General features: G+C 37.5%; 15 protein-coding genes. 6 read left to right on the forward strand and 9 right to left on the reverse strand.

All coding sequences use genetic code 11. The annotated features are described in order from the left end of the window. Window positions 1-264 precede the first annotated feature (264 nt). From GTH24_RS14855 to GTH24_RS14870, 4 genes are read left to right on the forward strand one after another with little or no spacing between them, the layout of a single operon-like run. Window positions 265-1,443 (forward strand): ABC-three component system protein, encoded by a 1,179-nt coding sequence (locus GTH24_RS14855; protein WP_107678460.1) that lies wholly within the window; start codon window positions 265-267, stop codon window positions 1,441-1,443. Then, the gene (locus GTH24_RS14860) at window positions 1,433-1,942 is read left to right on the forward strand and encodes a three component ABC system middle component (protein ID WP_164526602.1); all 510 of its coding nucleotides are present in this window, start codon (window positions 1,433-1,435) and stop codon (window positions 1,940-1,942) included. The genes GTH24_RS14855 and GTH24_RS14860 overlap by 11 nt, the downstream gene beginning before the upstream one ends. Next, a complete protein-coding gene (locus GTH24_RS14865; protein WP_107678462.1) occupies window positions 1,942-3,909 on the forward strand; it encodes a DUF3732 domain-containing protein in 1,968 nt (655 codons plus the stop codon). The genes GTH24_RS14860 and GTH24_RS14865 overlap by 1 nt, the downstream gene beginning before the upstream one ends. A gap of 45 nt (window positions 3,910-3,954) precedes the next feature. Then, window positions 3,955-5,136, forward strand: a complete 1,182-nt coding sequence (locus tag GTH24_RS14870; RefSeq protein WP_164526603.1) for a DUF6035 family protein — start codon at window positions 3,955-3,957, stop codon at window positions 5,134-5,136. A gap of 35 nt (window positions 5,137-5,171) precedes the next feature. Here the strand turns inward: GTH24_RS14870 and GTH24_RS14875 are convergent, their stop codons facing one another. The 3 genes from GTH24_RS14875 to GTH24_RS14885 form a co-directional block, all read right to left on the reverse strand. After that, window positions 5,172-6,839: a UvrD-helicase domain-containing protein gene (locus GTH24_RS14875; protein WP_164526604.1), complete on the reverse strand. Its 1,668-nt coding sequence runs from the start codon at window positions 6,837-6,839 to the stop codon at window positions 5,172-5,174. Further along, a complete protein-coding gene (locus GTH24_RS14880) occupies window positions 6,836-8,740 on the reverse strand; it encodes an ATP-dependent nuclease (RefSeq protein ID WP_164526605.1) in 1,905 nt (634 codons plus the stop codon). Before GTH24_RS14880 ends, GTH24_RS14875 begins: the two co-directional genes overlap by 4 nt. 252 nt (window positions 8,741-8,992) lie before the next feature. Then, window positions 8,993-10,201, reverse strand: coding sequence for a tyrosine-type recombinase/integrase (locus tag GTH24_RS14885; RefSeq protein ID WP_115350786.1), 1,209 nt, complete (start codon window positions 10,199-10,201; stop codon window positions 8,993-8,995). Between the two features lie 406 nt (window positions 10,202-10,607). Here GTH24_RS14885 and GTH24_RS14890 point away from each other — a divergent pair, with 406 nt between their 5' ends. Further along, on the forward strand, window positions 10,608-11,834 hold the full coding sequence (locus tag GTH24_RS14890; protein ID WP_099659261.1) for a tyrosine-type recombinase/integrase: 1,227 nt from the start codon (window positions 10,608-10,610) through the stop codon (window positions 11,832-11,834). 381 nt (window positions 11,835-12,215) lie between these two features. Beyond that, window positions 12,216-13,772, forward strand: a complete 1,557-nt coding sequence (locus GTH24_RS14895) for a methyl-accepting chemotaxis protein (protein ID WP_099659260.1) — start codon at window positions 12,216-12,218, stop codon at window positions 13,770-13,772. Window positions 13,773-14,312: 540 nt separating this feature from the next. Here the strand turns inward: GTH24_RS14895 and GTH24_RS14900 are convergent. From GTH24_RS14900 to GTH24_RS14925, 6 genes are read right to left on the reverse strand one after another with little or no spacing between them, the layout of a single operon-like run. Then, window positions 14,313-15,737, reverse strand: coding sequence for a hypothetical protein (locus GTH24_RS14900; RefSeq protein WP_164526606.1), 1,425 nt, complete (start codon window positions 15,735-15,737; stop codon window positions 14,313-14,315). Window positions 15,738-15,760: 23 nt separating this feature from the next. Beyond that, complete coding sequence (gene gpJ, locus GTH24_RS14905) at window positions 15,761-19,744, reverse strand: TipJ family phage tail tip protein (RefSeq protein ID WP_164526607.1); 3,984 nt, start codon at window positions 19,742-19,744, stop codon at window positions 15,761-15,763. Between the two features lie 14 nt (window positions 19,745-19,758). Then, a complete protein-coding gene (locus GTH24_RS14910) occupies window positions 19,759-20,409 on the reverse strand; it encodes a tail assembly protein (protein ID WP_206535549.1) in 651 nt (216 codons plus the stop codon). After that, window positions 20,313-21,041, reverse strand: coding sequence for a C40 family peptidase (locus GTH24_RS14915; RefSeq protein ID WP_164526931.1), 729 nt, complete (start codon window positions 21,039-21,041; stop codon window positions 20,313-20,315). Before GTH24_RS14915 ends, GTH24_RS14910 begins: the two co-directional genes overlap by 97 nt. Window positions 21,042-21,062: 21 nt before the next feature. After that, a complete protein-coding gene (locus GTH24_RS14920) occupies window positions 21,063-21,767 on the reverse strand; it encodes a phage minor tail protein L (RefSeq protein WP_164526608.1) in 705 nt (234 codons plus the stop codon). A gap of 46 nt (window positions 21,768-21,813) precedes the next feature. Further along, on the reverse strand, window positions 21,814-22,107 hold the full coding sequence (locus GTH24_RS14925) for a hypothetical protein (protein ID WP_152964573.1): 294 nt from the start codon (window positions 22,105-22,107) through the stop codon (window positions 21,814-21,816). Between the last annotated feature and the right edge of the window lie 4 nt (window positions 22,108-22,111).

Raw genomic sequence — 22,111 nt, forward strand, 5'->3', positions numbered from 1 at the left:
TGTACCTCTTCAGTCTTTTCTTTAAGTTATACCCAAAAAACACATACGTCAAATCGAATATGTTTTTTAATTTGAACAATTAATTCCTTTTTGTACTAGTCAATAGAGAAGATAAGAATCAATGATGATAACTACTAACTCCCATCACAACGTGATACCCAATAATAGATACTGTATGTAATACCACTTGCATAATTTTCATTCAGTCATCAATATTGTTAATATTTATAAGCTTTTCGTTTCGATAAAAACAAGGATGTACACATGCATGAAGGAAAAACATCCCAATCAAAATCAAGTGCCGCAGGCCAATATTTAGGGTTTGCTCTCCAGCCAGTTCGGTTATGCTACTACTTACTGAGTGCTCCTGATGATGCACGTGTTTCACTCGAATACTACGATGATGTAGCAGTACACTATGCAAACAATGACGTACTACTAGAGCAAACGAAAAGCGCCTTAGCGCATAACCCTTTAACCGATTGGTCGGAAGATTTTTGGAAAACAGTATCTAACTGGCTCGATATACTCATAGAGCATGATATTTGCCACAATGCAGCGACCTTCCGCTACTACGTAACTCCTTTCAAACAAATTGGTACAATATGTACATTATTTAATGAAGCTAAAAACCAAATTGACACAGCAGCGCTAATTGTCAAATTAAAAGAAAGCCTGGAGAAATTGAAGTCACCTCCCAGATGTATGAGTTATATCAATCGTTTTCTCAATGCTACTCAGCAAGAACAAGAAGCGATAGCAACAAAAATGACTATTATCAATAAAGCAGAGCCTATAGGCTTAATCCGTGAGCTCTTAAAACCAGCAATTCCTGATAATCTAATTGAATTAACTATCCAATTCGCCATCGGAATGGCAAAAGAAAAAGCAGATAACCTGATTCGAAACAAACGAAATGCTATGATCTCTGTTAGAGAATTCAGAAATGAATTTTTAACATTTGTACAAAAAAATAATATTCCTGGTTATCTTCCAAGATTAAACTCACACATTAGTAAATCAGATGCTGAGGAAGTTCTTCAGCAAAGGCCCGTATTTATAAAACAGCTACAGTTAGTTGATTCTCGTGAAAGTCAACAACTACATGCAATCAGTGACCTTCTAAGGACAAACTCTGATCTTACAATTTGGGCTGAGCATGGGTTAATATTTGAGCAAAATATTTATGATTGGCATGATTCATTAATAAGACATTATGATGCAACATGTGATGAAGTAGATGTATGTTTCAGTGATACCCCTAGCATTGATAAAGGTAAAATTATATACAGCCGTTGTTCCACAAAAAATATATCCCTTGACCATTACATTATACCTGATTACTTCACGAATGGAGGTTTCAATATTTTAGCTGATGAACTTAAATTAGGCTGGCATCCAGATTACATTGAGCTCATTGGGAAAATAAATAATGAAAAATAATCATAATAATATTGAGATCAATGATGCTACTTTAGTACAGAATAGTGCCATGGGGGCTTTTTTTATATGGCATTTTTGTTTCCAGTACCAAAAATATAAACAAGAATCACCGTCCATAATCTTAGCCTTTTTGGTTCTCCCACTTATTCTGCATAAATCCACAGTAAAAATAATTTGTACAACAAACAAATCATCAGGAATTCATTTATTAGCAGGGAAATTGGGGAAGCAAAGAGAAATATTACTATCGATTCATACCAGAGCCTTTCAACTTCGTTCCCTTACTTTAGAGTCTATAGGGATAGCTGAACTTTCTGGATTATTAAAAATTGAGATAGAAACAACTAGCCTAATCGCACAAAACAAAAAGAACAAACTTTCTTTACCTTTACTATCTGATGATTTAAATAAGCTTAAAACCTGTTGTGATAAATTAGCATATTGGTTTTCTGAAGAATCAGAACAACAAATAATGAGAACATTAATGGTGGATTTCTAATGTTTTTTCAAATAAAAAAATTAATTCTATGGCCTAAGAAAAACAAAAAGCCTCGCATTGTTGAGTTTGAACTGGGAAAGGTAAACATCATTAGCGGAGCATCAAAAACAGGCAAATCCGCTGTTATACCAATAATTGATTACTGTTTATGTGCTGATAAGTGCGCAATCCCTGTTGGCGTAATTCGAGAGTCGTGCTCTTGGTTTGGTATTTTAATTGAAACTACAGAAGGGCCTAAGCTACTAGCTCGTAAAGAACCAGGAACTCAACAGAGCACAAAAGAAATGTATTTTCTAGAGGGCGATGAAATTATAATCCCAGAGAAATCTCCCAAGAAAAACACAAATGCATCTTATGTTAAAACAGTTCTTGATCGTTTATCAGGATTATCAAACTTAGCTTTTGAAGCTTCAACTACTGATAATTTTCGTAGCCGCCCAGCATTTCGTGATTTAATGGCTTTTTTATTCCAGCCTCAGAATATTATAGCTAATCCTGATGTTTTATTTTTCAAGGCAGATACAACAGAACACCGGGAAAAGTTAAAAACAATATTTCCTTATATATTAGGTGCTATCAGTCCTTTGGTTCTACAGGCAAGGCATGAATTAGATAAGGTAACTCGAAAGTTACACCGTAAAGAAACTGAATTAAAAATGCGTCAAGTTTCTAGTGATACTTGGCAATCAGAAGGTAGAGTTTGGCTCTTTCAAGCTATTGAGTATGGGTTACTTCCAACAGAAACCAACATTCCACTGGAATGGTCGTCTATACTTAAATTATTACAAACCATTCAAAAAAAAGATCCTAATCTTGCGCAACCATCTGTTGATTCTATACAAAATATAGTCAACGAATTAAAAAATCTTCGAGAAAGAGAAACCAACATAGTAACGGAGTTTAATATATTACGTAATCAACTGATTGAAATTGAAAAATTGAATGAAAGTAGTGATTTATATAAGAAAGCATTAAATATAAAAAGAGAACGCCTTAGTTTATCTACCTGGATCAGAGATAAATACCATAGTGCTGATGTAACTGAATCATTAAATGGAACATACAGTTCTGATAAAATTCAACAGCTATGCCAAGCTCTAGAAGGTATTGAATTGCGTTTGCGCTCATACCCACAAATTAATCAATCACTGGGAAAAGAAACTTTATATCTTCGTACTCAACTTAGTGAATTAACACATAAGCTATCACTCGTACGAGAAGAAATAAAATTACTAGAATTAGCTTCAGAGCAGGCAGGTAGGTCCAATAGGCAAAATGAGCTAGTAGCACACTTTCTTGGTCGCTTGGAAGAAGCTATGCGACTATATCAAACTACCGATACATTAACTCCACTAAATAATGAAATTAAAGAGCTAAAGAAAGAACAAAAAAGATTGTTTAAAATTGTTTCTGAAAAGGATATAGCAAAAAAACTCGATAGTGTCCTGAATAAAGTACAGCGAAATATTGGGAGAATACTACCTTATCTAGATGGTGAGTGGCCTGACTCCCCGGTTAGTTTAATTATTCCTGATCTAACGGTAAAAGTTAATAGAGGGGGACGAGATGACTACCTTTGGGAAACTGGCAGCGGAGCAAACTGGTTAGCTTATCACATTGCAACCACTCTCGCATTGCAATGGATTTTTTCACAACTAAAGCACCATCCTGTACCAGGATTGTTAATTTACGACCAACCAAGCCAAGTATATTTTCCTGTTAGAAAAGCAGAAAAATCAGCAATAGACAGTAATGATCCTCACTGGCAGGATGAAGATATAGTAGCCGTAAGAAAAGTATTTAACACATTGGATATGTTCATATCCGCTACTAAAAAAGAATTTCAAATTATTGTATTAGACCATGCCAATGAAGACGTTTGGTATGATTTAGATAATGTTCACTTAGTAGAAGAATGGAGAGGGAAAGCTTTAGTTCCTTATGAATGGAAAGATGAATCAATCTAAGACAAGCAATACCGAAATGCACTTACCATTTATTAAGGAGGTAATTTGAAAAGAAATATGACATCAGTCTTTTTAACTGAAGAAAGTCGGCATATTGATGCAAATGAATTTTTAGATAACGCAGATCAGGAAACTATCTTTCTGTTTCGGAGAAAACTTGAAGAAAACCGAACGTCAAACCCTATAGCATTATGCAGTGAATGCTTTCAACCCGTTGTTTTAAGAGCTAATATTTATAGAACAATATTTTTTTCTCATACTAATAAATCAGAGGATTGCCCTGTAAAAACCACTACAAATCTCACTAGTGATGAAATATTAGCATTAAAATACAACGGTCAGAAAGAGGGAAAAAAACATAAAGAGAATAAAAAATTATTAGCAAATTTATTAAAATTTGATCCTTTTTTTTCTGATAAGGTATATGTTGAATCGACGTTCAGGGAAACTAATCCTTATGGAATTGCCAAACGTTGGCGACGACCAGATATCACTACATCTATTTATAGTGAAAATAGAGAGCAATCAATCGTTTTTGAACTGCAAGTATCTACAACTTTTATTCAGGTTATAGTCGATAGAGAAAATTTTTATAAAGAAAATAATACATACATTATGTGGATATTTCTAGAATTTGACTGTGAGCAGTTCACGCAACTTGATATTTCATATGCAAATAAATCAAATGCATTTGTATTTGATGAAGAAGCCAGAAACCTCTCAATAAAAAACAAAAAAGTCATTATGAAATGCTATTACCGTAAGCCTTACATGACTAAAAATTTATCTATTGATTACACATGGGAACATCAATTAGTTAATTTTGATGAATTATCCTTTGATTTTATTAATAAAAAAATATATTTTTCTGACCCAGTTTTTATGATAAATCAGATCAATGATGAAATTATTGCTGAGAAACAAAAAATAGAAAAAGATAAGATAGAACGAGAAAAAAGAGCCGCAGCAATGCGTGGAGACCTATGGAAAAGGCGTTCCTATAGTGAAGTTTCTTCTGAAGACGAGCAACAAAAAAGAACAACATCTAATCGAGATATAATCACTTACCCAAGCAAAAGAAACAAAGCCAATCTAAATCTTTCATCTTCTTATTCTCATAAATCATTTGGTGACGCAGTAAGATGTCCTCATTGTAAGAAATTAGTTAAGAAAAAAAAGATTCGAAAGAGTTTACTCTGCAATGAATGCCTACAACCTCTTGAATAAAATGAAATTTATATTAAATACGATAGTAGTGTACTCTAACCATTTACAAATGGTTTTACGTAGTTGAAATATTCTTCTTGGGCACTTCTCTTTACATCCCATCGTTTAGCATCTAATGGGCGCTCTCGTTGTTGTGCATGGGTTAATACTAACCTTCGTTTAGCTCTAGAAACACCGACAAAAAATGCACAACGATTTTCATTTTTACTGCCAAAAAAAATCTCATTTTCAACCGCCATGATTATAACGGAATCAAACTCTAATCCCTTGCTTTTATGAATAGTCAGAATTCTTACAGCTTGATCATCAGTAAAGCGTCCCAATGCTTTAAGCAAATCTGGTTCCAACCTTAGTAAGTCTTGAATCCGAATAGAAGTTTCTCGAATAACTTCCTTTAAACGCTTACGATTTTCGTATTCAGGGGATAAAGCCACCAAAGTTTCGATGCTAGTGTACTTTAAAAAATCTATCGCTAATTGCCACCAGTCTGAAAATGGCAGCTCTGTACTCCTTGCATTAAATACAATTTTTCTTTGTTTTCTAATCAGCTGATCAAGATCCTTACGTGCACTAGACTGAATTCCTTCATCAGCAAAAGGAATAAGCTGATTCATCAATCGAATCCAAGCCTTAGGTTCACGTTCGCTATAAAGACAAGACAAATAGTCCACGATCAAGCGTGCTACAGGTTCCACCGTAATATCCTGCATTTGTTGCTCATTACGATATGGAATACCACGATTTTCCAACTCAACCATAAGGTGGTTAGCATAAAGATCTAATTGTTTAGAAACCAAAACAGATATTTCCGCTGGTGGTATTTGTTCTATATGTATCCACTTATCAATCAAATCAACTAAATAAATAGCTTCTTGCCGACTATCTTCAAAACTATGAACATAAACTTCCCCCTCATCTCCCCTTAATTGTTCATCAGACATAACAGAAGCAGGATCTAACGTACGAATAATTTCATTCTGAACACGTAATAATCTGGGTTTAGAACGGAAATTGCGATACAAGTTAAGTGGCACTGCATTAAAATCATTAACAAATGTTTGGAAAATACCATCCAGTGCTCCAGCCCATGCCATAATTTTTTGTTTTGTATCACCTACTGCGGTGAGACGGAGCCTAGTTCCTTGGAAAGCAAGTTTGACCAATTCATATTGCAAATTAGTGCAATCTTGAAACTCATCCAAAAAAATATCACTGTAAGTTTGTCGAATTGCATTACGGGCAATTTCTGAGCTTTGCAGTATTTGAATAGCAAACGGAACTAAATCACCAAACTCTATTTCTGTTCGAGAAGGACCATTTTTTTTATCAACAATAGAATAACCAAAATCCAAGGTATACTCATTTACAAGTACAGGTCTAAAACGATCAATAATACGTTTAGCAAATGCATGAAAGGTATAGCTATCAAAACGCGACGCAAGATCGAAGCCACATCGTCGTTCTACTCGCTCTTTCAAGTTTTTGCAGGCATCAACCTTAAAAGAAATCGCTAGAATTCTCTTAGGGTATCGGCATGTTCCTGTACGCAAAAGAAAGTCAGCTCGTTGTGCTAGCATTTCTGTCTTACCGGCACCTGGTCCGGCGGTCAATGCCAGACAATACTCATGTTCCTTTGCTGCACGTAACGCATTTGGCTCAAGAATCAACTCATCTGCTGGTTGCCATTCTTCAACAGTAATCATTCAGGTAACTCCGCCAATTTGATAATAACTGCATCAGCTAATCGACTTAATGATGCTGGCATTCTTGCAAGTAGTTCAGTATCCGTTAACTGAGCTAACGCCTCAATATGTGCGGCTGGTTTACTACCAAGTTTAAAACGCTGCTGATAGGTACTAAATAATTCTAATTCATCTTCTCTATATTGACATGAATCGTAATGGTTTTGTCCAAGTACAGCCTTAATTGTCGAGTCATCAGGTTCCTTGTCTTCAACATCATAAGCTTCAGGGTAAGCCTGCAGCATTGAAAAATCCAAATCCATTGGGTAAGAAAAAAAAACACCACGTTCTTCGAGCTTTTCTAAATAATGGTTATAGTTCCTAATTTTATGCTTTGTGCTATTCCATATTGGAATACCGTAACCATCGGGTAGTTTTTTATGTGGTTCATGTAGAGAAAATTGGTCATTGACATATTTTATACGCCCCCATCCTGCGGCATAGCGGCCTATATCAAGATCGAGCAATGTAAAATAAGGGATTTGTAACGCTGAAAGTAATCGCCAAAAATGATTCACATGTCTACCTCCCAACGGCGCAATTGTAATTGCTGATTCATCAATAGGCGCTCCTTTAGCCTGAAACAAACGAGGTAATACAATCTCTTCACTATCACCTTCACCCAACACTACCAGACGAGAGAAATAGATCTCAGGAAATGCCTGAACGGCCTCTCGGACAAACTTGTGCGCATCATCAGTTTTTGCTGGTAACTCGATGCAAGTGATCCGTGTTTTACGTGATTCCGTTAACCGTAAATAACGTATTAACTCAGGAGAAACTCGACGCAACATAGTAGGAGCATGCGTAGCTATAAGTGCTTGAGCATCTTCATTTTTTGTCATCTCATTCAAAACACTTACAATACGACCTAAATAGTGAGGAGAGAGGCTATTTTCTGGCTCCTCAAGAGCTATCAATGTAAAGACAGGGGGACGTAATTTATCAGGATCAAAAGATATATCATCTTCCGTAAGTACAGCTCTGCCGATTGCTTGAGACGATAATACAAGAGAAAGATAAAGCATTGACTTTTGTCCATCGCTCAACCGTGAGAAGTCAACAAGTGACCCGTCGTGACTAGGAGTGAAAGAAATCGATAAATGCCGTAATAAAGCCTCAATTTCCGATGCAACAAATGTTACTTTTGGATCAGCGAAAAATGTTCCTTTATGTAACGAAGCCCAAGTCGTTTTTAAAGTTTCACTAAATGCATTTACGGAAGGGTTTGCTGCAAGGCTACCGCTGATTTGATCGGTTAATTCCTTAATTGTATTACGTTCAGCATCCCAGCGTACGGCACGAAGTAAACGCCCTAGTAAAGCGTTTGTACCATAAGTAATATGATCAGCTGGATCTCGTCGAGCGGGTAAATAGTGAACTTGGATGTTATTACGTTCTGCCCGTGGAACCTTAGATGTATTATCAGGAGAGCCATCTTCATTTATATCCAGAACATAAACTAAGCTTTCATCGATATCTCCATCCAATCCCATTGTTGCCGAGAGACGAAAACGTACACGTGGTACACCGTCTAGCTCATCTAATCGCATATGACCAAAATGAGGCGCTACAGTACTATTATCCTCATCTCTTGCAAGTTCGGGAAATATAAAGTCAGCTTCTATCCATAACTGGCGTTCACGAGGAGTTTCTTCCTCATCAAATGGAATATAGAAGTCTGAACGTTGAACTCTACGTAATCCAGGATCAAACGCAAAAAGACGGCATAATGCCTGAAGCACCGCAGTTTTTCCTGATCCATTTGGACCAATCAAATAAGTAATGTCTTCCAAATTCAATTCTGTTGGCTCCTGACCAAAAGATTGAAATCCTGATAGCCTAATTATTTTAAGCTTCATTCTATCTCCTCAAAGCAGGTTACCTAGATATTAAAATCCACACCCTAATAATTGTAATAAATTAAATAATATTAATAAGTTAATTTATAATTCTAAAACAATAGCAATTAATTTTGATGATAACTTATTACTAATTATATTTTTCTGACTTAGCTCTCATACAACCCCAGAATTCCAAACAATAGATATAAAACAATAATTACACCCATTAAAATAGCCATCTTTATCTTTAGATGTAAAGATGGCTATTTATCACTTAAAATTCACACTCACCACATTCCCTACCCCACACTCCAACTCATCAATATAGTCCGCATACCACTGGATCATCTCTCTTCTGTTTTCAAGGTACTGAGCATGGTTATACGTACCACGGATCGTATTCTTATCAACGTGAGCAAGTTGAAGCTCAATCCATGCCGTATTGAATCCCTTCTCATGCAAGATAGTGCTCATTGTGTGCCTAAAACCATGTCCAGTTGCTTTTCCATGATAACCAATACGTTTAAGGACCTGATTAACACTCGCTTCGCTCATTGGCTTGGTAATATCATTTCTACCGGGGAATACCAACTTATAGCGTCCTGTAATGGCTTGAACTTCACGTAATGCCGTGATGACTTGAGTCGATAATGGAACAAGATGTGGGCGGCGCATTTTCATTCTTTCTTTGGGGATCTCCCAAATACAGCGTTCGAAATCAAACTCACCCCATTCAGCTAAACGTAGCTCAATAGTTCTCACGCCTGTTAACATCAGAATTTTAGTTGCTAGCCGAGTGATTGGGCTACCTGAATAATGATTTAATGCATTAAGAAATTCAGGTAATTCGTTTGCAAGCAAATGTGGATAGTGTTGCGCTTTGGGAGGTGTTAATGCGCTAGCGAGTTCAGAGGCAGGGTTGTATTCCGCTTTGCCCGTTACAATCGCATATCTGAAGACTTGGTTACATGCTTGGCGGATCTTACGTAACTTGTCTAACACTCCTCTTTTTTCAAGTTTGCGCAGCGTACTGAGTACTTCTAGTGGCTTAATTTCAGCAATTGGCCTTTTACCTAGATCAGGAAAAATGTCATTCTCAAATGACTCCATCAGATCTTCAGCATAACCTTTCGACCAGTTTGGCTTTTTATACTCGTGCCATTCAAGGGTTATAGCTTGAAATGTATTATTAACCGCTGATTTACGTTCTATCTTCTCAAGCTTTTTCTGTTCCGAAGGATCAATGTTGTTAGCTATTTGACGTTTTGCTTCATCTCTACGCTGTCTTGCATCCGCTAAAGAAATTTCAGGGTAGACGCCAAGTGCTAATGTTTTTTGTTTTCCGTCAAATCGATATTGTAACCGCCAGTATTTAGAACCATTAGAATGCACGTAAAGGTGCATTCCTTCACCGTCAGTGAGTTTGTATCCTTTATCGGCAGGCTTTGCCGCTCTTACCTTCACATCTGTTAGTGCCATATAGGAACTCCCATGAGTTTGTGTTGGTATAAGAATTCATTGAACCTGTATGTACCAACGCATATACCAACAAATATTACTTGATGTAGGTTGATATAGGTAGACGTCAGTTGAACGAAGAAAGGTTAAAATCAGCTAATTCACTGAATTTTAGGCATAAAAAAAGACATCGGTTGATGCCCATTGACTTCGAAATGGTACGCCCTACAGGATTCGAACCTGTGACCTACGGCTTAGAAGGGCGTTACATACTGATTTCATTGAGTTTTATATAATTTCATAAGATTTCATCTTTTTGATTTATAAGGATTTATATACCTTGCATGATTTCAGCTAGTTTCATATCATTTCTTCGTTACTTGACCCGTTACTTGACCCGCAAACAACCCGTAAATGGAAATTAGTTATGGCTAGCGTATTACTGACTGATAGTAAAATACGAGGACTGAAACCAAAGAAATCTGCGTATTATACTTGGCAAGCATCAGCGACTAGAGGAACCGGACGCCTTGGTGTAAAAACATATCCATCTGGAAGAAAAGTTTTCGTCTACCGCTACTTCAAAGATGGAAAAGAGAAATTTATATCGCTTGGTGATTACCCTAATTTATCACTAGCAGATGCAGCAGTAAAATCCGTAGCTGCAGCTACAGAATCATCATCCCCTGAGAAAATTAAATATGAACACGCCACTGTAAAACAGCTCTTTGATGATTACATTGAAGATCAGAAACGACAAGGCAAGCGCTCATATGATAAAACTCAAAACAGACTAAATCAGGTTCTAGATAGTAAACACATTGATGCGTCTATGCCTGCAAAAGATGTGACTCCAGATCATATAAAAAGAATACTTTCTGAGTTTATCTCCCGAGGTGCTTTAGCTGGCTCAAACAAGGTAAGAGCAAACCTACATGCGGTATTCAATTTCGGTTTATTTGCCGATAATGATCCAGCAAAAATAAACGAGCGCGTTATTTATGGGTTGGAGCGAAATCCTGTCACTGTGGTTCCTAGACAAAAAGGTGCAGATAAAGCGTTAGATAGGTTTTTATCATGGGATGAGTTGAAGCTATTATTAGAATTATTCAATAAGCCCACCATAGAATGCCCTATTAACTCAGATTATGCGCGTCTATTTCTATTTTGCGTTTATTCCGCAGGACAAAGGCCATGGGAAATTCTGGCTAATACTCGCGACAATTGGGATAAAAAGAACAACACATTAACAGTTCCTCCTCACATTTCAAAAACAGGCGATTATCATGTGATCCCTTTGGTTCAGCCTGCCATTAATATTCTGAATATCCAAGAACTATTATATCCAACATCTAATTATATTTTCCCTGCTGAAACTAAAGAAGGGCACCTGTTAACATCTGAATACGCTAAACAATTAAATAAATTTTGTAAGAAAAATGAATTTGAGAAATTTACGCCTAGAGATGTGAGAAGAACATTCAAAACATTAGCTGGAGAAATGGGAATAAGTTCTGAGTTAAGGGATATGGTACAAAACCACAAAAGACCAGGCGTTTCTCAAAAGCACTATGACCGATATGATTATTTAAGAGAAAAACGGGAAACACTTGATACATGGTGTGAAAAGCTATTATCTCTAAAAAAAGAGTAATATATTATCCATATACAAAACTTGAGTAATAGAAAAGTATTAATTAGATTTAAAAACAATTCTACTAATTAGTTAAAAATTAGATAAAGATATTCTTAATTTTTATATCTAGATAATGAGCATATATAATAGACGTTACTAATTATAAAGAATTTTTCATCTTAGATGATGAGTTAATAAAATATTTTATACGCATATAGGTAACTACTCGATTTAAATAGAAAAATAAGAAACAATAATTCAAAAGTGTTAAAAAACTTATTAATTTTATTTCATTATAAAAATCAAAATGTTATAGTTTTATTGAGTATTAAAATTAAAGGTTATTTGAGATAAGCCGTTATAATTGTATCATCATGAAATTATAACAGGGTAATCAAAATGTTAAATAATTTAAATATTACTAAGAGTACTATTTTTGCCTTAACTATATTCTGTGCATTACAACTAATCACAGCTGGTTTTTCTTATTCCATTATAAATAAAGGTCTCCATAACTTTCAAAATTTTGAAAACTTAAATAAACAACAACAAAAATTAAGTGACGGTGTTAATGCCCTAATAAAAACACGTTTAACTATAGCAAGAGTTGCTATTAGGTATCTCAAAAGTCAACAAGACTCAAATCATATAATAGATATCAATGATATGTTAGGCGTTGCTCGTACCACATTAAATGAAGCTGAATCTCATTATATATCTTGGTTACAATCTTCTGATATTAATAAAAAACAAACAGAATTGATCGATAACATCAAAAAAACGTGGAAAAATATGTATGAGACCATGAATTTATCTATTGAATATCTAAGCTCAAATGACTACCAATCATATAGTAATTTAGAAGCACAACAAATACAAAATGAAATGGAGGTGGCATTTAATAACTGGAGAGATGAAAATAATCTTTTACAAGAAATTGCTGAAGATGAAAATCATAAAAGCTTCATTCAAATGCAATGGATTCTTGGTGTAATTACTATCGTTATTATTACAGTCCTAATAATTGTTTGGTTTGGCTTACAACACCTCTTATTAAAGCCTTTAAAATCTATTATGTATCATATTCATAATATAGCGAATGGAGATCTTACTAATAATATAACCATTTCGGGCCGTAATGAGATGGGACAACTAGCTACTAGCTTACACGAAATGCAAGCATCATTAGTAAACACTGTAAATGCAGTACATGCTAATACTAGCGCGGTTCATTTCAGTATAGATGAAATAACTAAAGGAAGCACCGATCTGGCATCTCGTACCGAACAACAGGCTGCCTCATTAGAAGAAACAGCAGCAAGCATGGAAGAGTTAACGACAACAGTAAAACAAAACTCCCAAAATGCAAAAGAAGCCACGAGATTGGCTGAAAGCACTACCGATATCGCGACAAAAGGGGGTCATATAATGAATAAAATCATTAATACAATGACGGAAATAACTCATAGTTCACAACAAATCTCACAAATAACAAATGTAATAAATAGTATTGCATTTCAAACCAATATTCTGGCACTTAATGCAGCGGTCGAAGCAGCTAGAGCAGGAGAACAAGGACGCGGTTTTGCTGTTGTGGCAGATGAAGTACGTAATTTAGCTAGTCGCAGTGCCCAAGCATCAAAAGAAATTAAGGTTCTGGTAGAAAACTCAGAAAATAAAGTAAACACTGGTTCTAATTTAATTAATGAAGCCGGAGAGACAATTGATGAAATTATAAGTGCTATCACTAATGTATGTCATCTTATAAATGAAATCTCCTCTGCTTCTGATGAGCAAAGCCAAGGTATTGAGCAAATAAGTGTAGCCATCACCCAAATAGACCAAGTTACTCATCAAAATGCAACGCTTGTACAAAAATCAACAACTGAGGCACTAGAGTTAAAAACGCAATCAGAACAATTGCAATATGCTGTAGAAAAATTTAAATTAAACTAAATATAATAAATTTAACGTATAAGGTGTTATTTTAAGCAAACGGGTAATTAAATAAACTAGCCTGTTTGCTTTTAGTCATCTACTAAGAAAAAACAAAAAATCCAATAATTAACACTTGAAAAATAAGAGTTAAATAGAATAGTATATTTCTTTACAGTTATAAAATAAAAAGCATATGAAGTATTATTTATTATTAATAACATCATTATTTTTAATTGGATGTCAAGAACGAGTTATTTATTCAGAATTATCCCCCCAAGAAAAAATTCAATACCAAAATATACATGATAGGAATGCAAATGTATTGAAAAAATGTCAAAGAATTCTAAACAAATCGGAACGTATCGATTGTTTTTTTGATAGTAATGATGAAGACTTTGATAGAATTTATTGATAATAAAAAAATCCCACTCTTGGAGTGGGAAAGGTAAGGCAATTTATTAATGATATTTACATGAATAATCTTACTATTAAAGTATAAAAAAAATGAACAATAATGCAATAGTGAAAATATGAAATTCATTACATTATAATGCCCCACTATAGTAGTGCATCATTTTCACCTAACCCGAATTGTGCTTTCATCTCCTCTTCTTTTTGTCTACGTTCCTCTTCCGCTTTCTGTGCCTCTTCCATCTCTCGCATTCTCACGTTATAGATTGATTGCTCTGGCATCTGTACACGTACGGAAATAAAACGACCATCAGGGATATCAATTGGGTCGCCGTCGCTGTAACCGTCAATATCATTACGGGCGAATTTAGGCGCATTAGGGTGAGTACGGTGATACGTTTTAACGAGAATAGAGCCGTCTTCATTAACAATAGAGTCTACCCAAATAAGTGGTTGTTTATTTACATCGAGTGGAATTTCAATACCACCATCGACACCGCCCCAACCTGCATCTGAGTTAAAACCTAACACACCTTCGATGAGATATTCCCCCTGAGCTACTCGAGTAACCGTAGCGCCTTCGGATTCGTCGTTAGTTATAAATGTGCCGTCGGGGTTAATGTTAACAACTGGAGAAGCTTTTTTAATAAATCCTTGGGTATCAACTATTGTATTGTCAGTATTGTAAAATCTAACCCACTTACCCCAGGAGTTATTTAAATTATCACGAACAGCGATATTTATTTTTCTCCCTGTGCTGATTTCGTATGCGATTTGTACAATTCCCGTTCCTACCCGCGCATTAAATGCATGTATATAACCGTAACTAAACGGCAAGGTGCCTTTTGTATTGGTGTTAAAAAAACTAATAGTGCCATTTTTATAATCTACAGAATCAATATCCGGCAGATAATTAATTACGGAATTGTTATCACCTATACCGCAATCACCAATAAGCATCATTGTTCCGCTTTTATTTGGGATATCAATACTGTTGTATCCAGAGCTATTTTCCGCTCTTGTTGATATGAAGCGACGATTATCTTCAGCAACCAAACCAACTCTATTATTTATGGATTTTTTAGCCCAAACGCTATTAATTGATTCTATGGGGCCTAAAAATGTTTGAAGTTCAACTTTAGTTAACTCAGCCTTATTCTTGATATCCCCCTGCATCTTCTTAATGCTATCTAGCGTGACAACTTCCCCGTTCGGTATCTCAATTTTTGTTTGGCCCGTTTGAGTCATCCACGTATTCATTGCATCGAGGAAATACTCAACGTAACTATTAATAGCGACCATTGTTCGAGCTGCATCACTATTATTATCGGGCTCAGTAATATGAATTGAGAATGTGGTGTTAGTTGCTGTGGCTAATGCAGGTTGCGCTAATACTAATTCGGTGTCGGAATTAACGGATTTAATCATATACGGAATATTCGTATTTCCCGATTTAATTAAAATCGTCATTCCAATATTAATGGCGGGGTTATTATTTTTAAATTTAGTGCCAGTGCCTTTGACAATAACAGACCCTGACACTGTGTTAACAGTGCCTGTTGTGTATATCATAATTGATTTATTCCATGGTTTAATTAAAAAATAACATCTTGATTATCTGGAAATACGATTATTCTGGCTCGCATAATAAAACGTGTCGTTTGATTGTCGAGTCGAGGGATTTTTATGCCTATACTGGCAACACCTTCACCCGGACCTAATTCCAGCACAAACTCATTTACAGCATAAAAATCAGGCGATGCTAGCCCCTCCATGTTGTAGGTGTTAGGTTTGGGCTGAATGATCCCATCAATATAGATATCGGCTTCTCCTCCATTATAACCGTAGCCGGGTGCGCGGTATGCAAATGCCGCTCTGTTCTCTACCCTGACACCGTTATTTGGTATTCTTTCGTATGGATTTAATGCGCCTTGCACCCATATAAAACACTTTTGAGTTCTTCGTTTAACTTTAAATAATTCAACAATTTCACTATGAGGGAAAGAGAGACTACGATAAACATCTTGAGTAACTGTAACTATATTCCCTTCTAAGTTTTCAACATTTAACGTTCCGAGTATTTCACAACTCTTCTCAATAACAACATTGTTTAAACGTCCAGAAGTTGCCTCTATTTCTCCTCTTGCTTTTATATTCTGAAACTCAGCAAACCCATTTTTATTAATTATCCAACCTGATTTTCCCATCACATAATTATTTGATTGAATAACATTCCCTATTTTTGCGTTTGTAATAGAACCATCTTCAATAAATAAATCTCGAATAAACAATTGCCCATTTTTGGCATACATGAATAATTCCATCTTGCCATTTGCAGGGTTATACCACGCAAAATTATTAGCATTATAGCCTATGAAACTTTCGAGCTTTCCATTCTTAACCTGGGCGCTAATCACTTGCCCTGCTGCGTTATATTTAACCTTGTCATGAACAATCGTGATATTAATTGAGTGAGTGACAACACCGTCGCCTGTCTGACTAAATTCAGCCTGCATTTTCTGCTTAATCAATCCCTCTTGCTCACCAAATTTAACCTGAATTTGTTCTTCAGATTTCGCTAGTGCCTTATCTGTTTTAGATATCGCCTCTTTGTTTGTCACTACGTCTGCAGCAATGCGTACAACCTCCTCATCAGTCATTTGCAATGAGCGGTTAGTTTTATCGAGGTTTTGATTGGTTTTATCTAAATTCTGGTTAGTAATTCCGAGGTTTTTGTTGGTACCGGCTAAATTGTTATTCGTGCTATCAATGCGCTGATTAGTTACACTGTTAGTTGTTGTTATCTCCGTTCTAATTTCAGTAGTTGTTTGCCCAAACGCCTGATCGAGTTTAGAAATAGATGTTTTAACTTCTTTGATTTCAGAGTTAAACGTGTTCTCTGCATCATTAATTGAAGAATAGAGCTGGGTGACTGTTTGGGCCCATGCTTCATTATCAGTAGCACGGACTTGCCATAACTCGCGAATACCCGCTTGTGACTGACCGTGTTTCACTAACAAACTGCGTGATAGTTGAGAGTCAGCATTACTAAGAATAATTGCTGTCTCAGCATTCCAATCTAATTTATCACTGAGTTGTTTGCCGGCATCTGCTGTCATGAACTGACCGTCTAGCTCATCGAGTATTTCTTTGGTATTACTATTAGGCTCCCCTTTGGCTTCAACAAACGCTGACTTTCCAACAGCGTTTATACTGCGAACATAAATATAATAAGTATGCCCTGCTTTTAGGTTGCGTCCTTGAATAACCCACATAGAACTAACACCTAAATATTCAGCGCGACTTTCTACTTCGCGAATATCCGTGATCTGCTTTTCTGAAAACCAAAACTCATACTGTGCTCGTAAGCTATTTTGACCGCCAGAACGCGGAATAATACCCAAGCTAAAATAACCGGATTCCACTTCAATATAACTCGGTGGTAATGGTGGATTAATCGCGAATGAAGTTGTGGCCACCTCGCCTTTTTGTTTCCGATCATTTTGAGGAACGACGGATAAAACGTAATTCCCCTGAGGTAAACCACCAAAACGATACATTGTGTCTGTGGTTGAAGCGGTACCAACAATACGATCACCCGTAGTGAGTTTTAATAAAAAGTCGACTCCTCGGCTGGAATAAGGTGTATTCCAACTGGCTTCCACTTGCCATGCGCTTGCATCCAATTCAATATCCACAGAAAGATTTTCAACCGGTGGAATAAATCCCCCTAATGGCGTATCGGGCTTTGGCTCAAATTTAGCACCCTTATCAACAATCGCCTCTTTTTCGGGCGTGTGTTGCACTGCAATAACCGTAAAACTGCCATCTCCGTTATCAGCCAAGCTGATAGCGCGAAATAATCGGCGACGTAAAGACGGAAGCGTCAACGTCCAAATTCCGCCCTCTCGTAACCCTAACGGCAAGGTATCCAGCTTTATTTGATTGGATGCGGGATAGCTCAACACTTCATACGATTGTGGATCACCTTGTGCATTGATGAGCGTGACGCTTGATTTGCCGCTTTGGGGTGTGTCGATATTGCGATCTAAGGTTAATGTTTGAGAGGCATAATCAATGTGTGTCAGACGCCCACCAATTTGATTGTCCGCGTAATAGTTATCGGCAATTTCGATAATATCACCCGGCATATGACGTAGGCCTTCACTGCCAACAGTAAACTCAACCGTCTGCGTCTCTAATTTTTCCGTCGTTAATAACCAAAGACCATGACGATGAGCCTGTCCTCTGCTAGTACAACCAAAGGCATCGACGCGCATCACATTACGTCCAAAACGTGCAATACTGGCATCATCTTCAACCAGCTCAACACTGGTTTTCCAGCCATTATCGGGATCAATAAAACGAACCTCGACAGCGGTATGACGCGATTTTAATGCACTAAAACTATACTGAAAGTTACCATCAATCACATTAGCATTGGTATATGGCCACACCACATCAGACGGTCTATCTTGGATAAAGGTTAATGTTCGTCCATTCCAGACGGGCATAATGCGCATCATGGCACACATATCCCCCATGACATCATAGGCTTTGCGCATGTCCGTAATGTAGGCATTGCACACCATGCGGGGCTCTTTTCCACCGAACCCATCATCAACCTGCTCATCACAATAACGACCAATGGCATATAGGGCGAATTTATCGACCTCACTGATATTAAGACGTTTCCCCATGCCATAACGCGGATGGGTTAATAAATCCCATAATATCCATGCAGGATTATTGGTAAATGACGGTTTAAAGGTGCCATCCCAAATTCCCGAGTAAATCCGTTCATCTGGATCATAATTACTCGGTACCTGAATAATACGACCTTTGATAAGATAATTACGGCGTGGAAACTTATTGCCAAACTGCTCACTATCAAACATCAATCCCGCAACTGCAGAACCCGGATAGGTTTGTGAAATATCCACTAACTCAGAATAACTCGACCAGACTGTATTATTTTGGATTTTGTCAGAGGTGCTGTCTTGAGTGATGCGGATCATACGCACACTAAACGGAACGGGCGGTAAATCATCCAACACAACAGCCATTAAATAAGGCGAATTAGAGCGTTTGCCATTAATCGTGACGTTTTTCTCTGTTATCCATGTCCCATTGCGCTGGATTTGGATTTGTAATTGAACAGAAGTCGGTACGCGATCACCATTATCTTTGGTTTCAACCAGAGCTTGTGTACCAAAGGTTAGACGTAAACGGTCAATATTGGGTGAGGTAATAGTACGAGTGACGGGGGAATTATATTTAACTTCGATACCCACCGGCACTTCATTCGCAGACGCGGTAAAGCCACTCATTGCCGGTTGCTCTAATGTCCCTGCCCGCCATTGTGCATACATCCCATTAATGGTGCTATTGCCAGAGCCATCTATCACTGGCGTATCATCCAAATAAATACACCCTAAATCGTCCATAGAGCCTTGAATATGAATAGGGCCTTCAATTGGCCCCTCACTGATTAAATCAATTAATGAGGCTTTTTGGCGTGATGTTAAATCGTTCGGTGCCTCATACGGTGTTCTTTGACCGCCACCACCTTTACCCATGATACGAGCTCCTCTTATCCACCGTGTTTACCGGCATCGATATCTTCGCCGTCACTGTCATCCATAATTTCAACGGATTGTGAAATGACACGTGAACCACACATAATTTCGCCATACGCAATGGGCACCGGCATCCCTTGTGCAACCGCGTTATCAAGATTACTAAAATAGGTATTGCCTTTTTCTTCATCACCACGAGATAAATTAGGGGGTTTAGGCGCGGGGATCAGCATTTGTGCGACCCCACCAATCATCATAGCTGCACCACCCGCCATCAAAGATGTGGCTACCGTTGCAGAGATCCACGCAGGCCCCCACCATCCCAATGAAAATAAGGCAGCACCTGCAACAAACTGAAAAACACCGACGTTTTTAGCCCCTGATAATTTCGGCACAATATGGACGACCGCATTATCAGGCAAGGCTTCATTGAATTTTTGGTGAACTTCTTGCGGGGAAATATCGGTACCGGCAATGCGGACTTGATACCAACCATCACGAATGGCGAGACGTAATGCTGGAATTTGAATAAAAAGCGCATGAAGCCCTTCAGAGGCGGTATTCACATTTAAATCAAAGCGACGTCCAAATCGTTGCAAATTCCCGTAAAGTCGGAAGGTTGCCAATCTCGGTAACGCCAGATTGAGTGCGTCATTCGTTGCCATCGTTCGTTATACTCCTCGCGTTTGCTAAGTTGGTTTGGAATGTGATGCAAAATCGTTTGATTGCCTAAATAGATCCCCGCGTGATTAGCGCGAGAGCTGGCATAGCAACACAAAATAATATCGCCCGGCTGGGCTTCTTTTTTGACCTGCCGAAAGCCACTGCTCACCATATTATCGAGGTACAGTTCTTTGCCTTGGCGCCACCAATTATCATGTCGCTCAAAGTCAGGCAATTCATGTCCTGCCAAATGGTAAGCATCACGAAACAACCCATAACAATCTGTTGAGCCATGAATAAATTGGCGACCTAAGAGATGAGGCACTGGCTGATAGCGGTGAATTTTTTCATCACAGACCACCCACCACGGCAACGCACTGTTCACCTGCAGTTGTCGATCTAAGGAGCTGAGATAAGGCTGACCATCAGGGTGACTATGTACAACCGCGATCACCTCGCCCTGCTGTTCGGCGCGAATAAAATCATCAAAAGAAATCGTGAAGTGGTTTTTCGGATCGGCATGCTGATTAACGCAAGGTAAATACTGTTCACCCTGCGCGGTACTTATCAATAAGCCACACGCCTCTAAGGGCGCTTGCTCTTTTGCCTGCGCTAAAATTGCTTGTTCAATCATAAGAAACACCTTAGGAGGGAATTAATTATTACCAATGCGGGAAGTAGAAACAAATGCCCCTATACGGGATTCGTTTTTTCGTAACTTACAGTCACTCAAACGCTTACCGCATTTATCTTTTAACGGATCGGTGGTTGGTTTTCCCCATTCATCAGCAACAGGAGGCCCTTTGTATCCGCATTCTTCTGAACGATATCCCCAAGGGCAGATATCTGACAAAATCACGCGACCAGGAAGCATCAATCCGTCGGTTTCACTGGGTGTCGCCAACATAAAGGTAGCAGTCACTGAGTTTAAACTGGTTATCTGTTCGATGATCCAACGTGTCACAATCTCTTGTGACGGATCGGCATTAGGATTGCCATGAGGAAAATTGACAGCATCTAAAAATTGAGCACTGACAATGCGGCGTACCACCAGCCCACCAATTGCACTATCTAACTGACTGGCAATCCCTGTAATCAGCCCGAATAAATTCGACAATGTAATAGTGGGTCGCCCTGAGGGGCCTTTGCCATTAAAGGTAAATCCTTCGCCTTTCACGGGGTAAGGCTCATAGGCGTTTCCTTGCCAGATTAACGGCTCTTTACGCTGATTGAGTCCATCAAAAAAGCGGTACCGAATACCGCCTATTTTAGTTAAATCAAATTCGTAAAGTTCAAGCAAGGCATCAGTAGAGGAGAGTTCGGTAACACTAATTCGCATTTCAGGAGGAATATGTTGCATATTAGCTCCAATAAAAAACCCGCCGAAGCGGGTCTTTAAGTTAATATTATTGTTTCTTCATATCGTTCATATTTTTATCATACTGTCCTTGTATATAATCAAACATCTCTACTGCTCTTAGACACTCTTTGTCTTTTTTATTATCAAGCTTACATCTGTAATAAGTTAATGTATTTATACTTGATACAGCACTTATATTTTCTACCTGCCAACGGCAAAACTCAGGATCTTTATGTTCCGCACAAGTTATATTAATCGTATCAATAATAAAATCTTTTTCTGAAACTTCAGCTTGTGTAAAAAATGGAAATAATAAAACTATCAATATAAGTTTTTTCATATGT

Source organism: Proteus vulgaris, from assembly GCF_011045815.1.
Classification (GTDB): domain Bacteria; phylum Pseudomonadota; class Gammaproteobacteria; order Enterobacterales; family Enterobacteriaceae; genus Proteus; species Proteus vulgaris_B.

What these genes read in the sequence shown, in the direction of transcription:
- GTH24_RS14855 (WP_107678460.1), top strand. Translation starts at nt 265, where the DNA reads ATGCATGAAGGAAAAACATCCCAATCAAAATCAAGTGCCGCAGGCCAA.
- GTH24_RS14860 (WP_164526602.1), top strand. Translation starts at nt 1,433, where the DNA reads ATGAAAAATAATCATAATAATATTGAGATCAATGATGCTACTTTAGTA.
- GTH24_RS14865 (WP_107678462.1), top strand. Translation starts at nt 1,942, where the DNA reads ATGTTTTTTCAAATAAAAAAATTAATTCTATGGCCTAAGAAAAACAAA.
- GTH24_RS14875 (WP_164526604.1), bottom strand. Translation starts at nt 6,839, where the DNA reads ATGATTACTGTTGAAGAATGGCAACCAGCAGATGAGTTGATTCTTGAG.
- GTH24_RS14880 (WP_164526605.1), bottom strand. Translation starts at nt 8,740, where the DNA reads ATGAAGCTTAAAATAATTAGGCTATCAGGATTTCAATCTTTTGGTCAG.
- GTH24_RS14885 (WP_115350786.1), bottom strand. Translation starts at nt 10,201, where the DNA reads ATGGCACTAACAGATGTGAAGGTAAGAGCGGCAAAGCCTGCCGATAAA.
- GTH24_RS14890 (WP_099659261.1), top strand. Translation starts at nt 10,608, where the DNA reads ATGGCTAGCGTATTACTGACTGATAGTAAAATACGAGGACTGAAACCA.
- GTH24_RS14895 (WP_099659260.1), top strand. Translation starts at nt 12,216, where the DNA reads ATGTTAAATAATTTAAATATTACTAAGAGTACTATTTTTGCCTTAACT.
- GTH24_RS14900 (WP_164526606.1), bottom strand. Translation starts at nt 15,737, where the DNA reads ATGATATACACAACAGGCACTGTTAACACAGTGTCAGGGTCTGTTATT.
- gpJ (WP_164526607.1), bottom strand. Translation starts at nt 19,744, where the DNA reads ATGGGTAAAGGTGGTGGCGGTCAAAGAACACCGTATGAGGCACCGAAC.
- GTH24_RS14910 (WP_206535549.1), bottom strand. Translation starts at nt 20,409, where the DNA reads ATGGCAACGAATGACGCACTCAATCTGGCGTTACCGAGATTGGCAACC.
- GTH24_RS14915 (WP_164526931.1), bottom strand. Translation starts at nt 21,041, where the DNA reads ATGATTGAACAAGCAATTTTAGCGCAGGCAAAAGAGCAAGCGCCCTTA.
- GTH24_RS14920 (WP_164526608.1), bottom strand. Translation starts at nt 21,767, where the DNA reads ATGCAACATATTCCTCCTGAAATGCGAATTAGTGTTACCGAACTCTCC.
- GTH24_RS14925 (WP_152964573.1), bottom strand. Translation starts at nt 22,107, where the DNA reads ATGAAAAAACTTATATTGATAGTTTTATTATTTCCATTTTTTACACAA.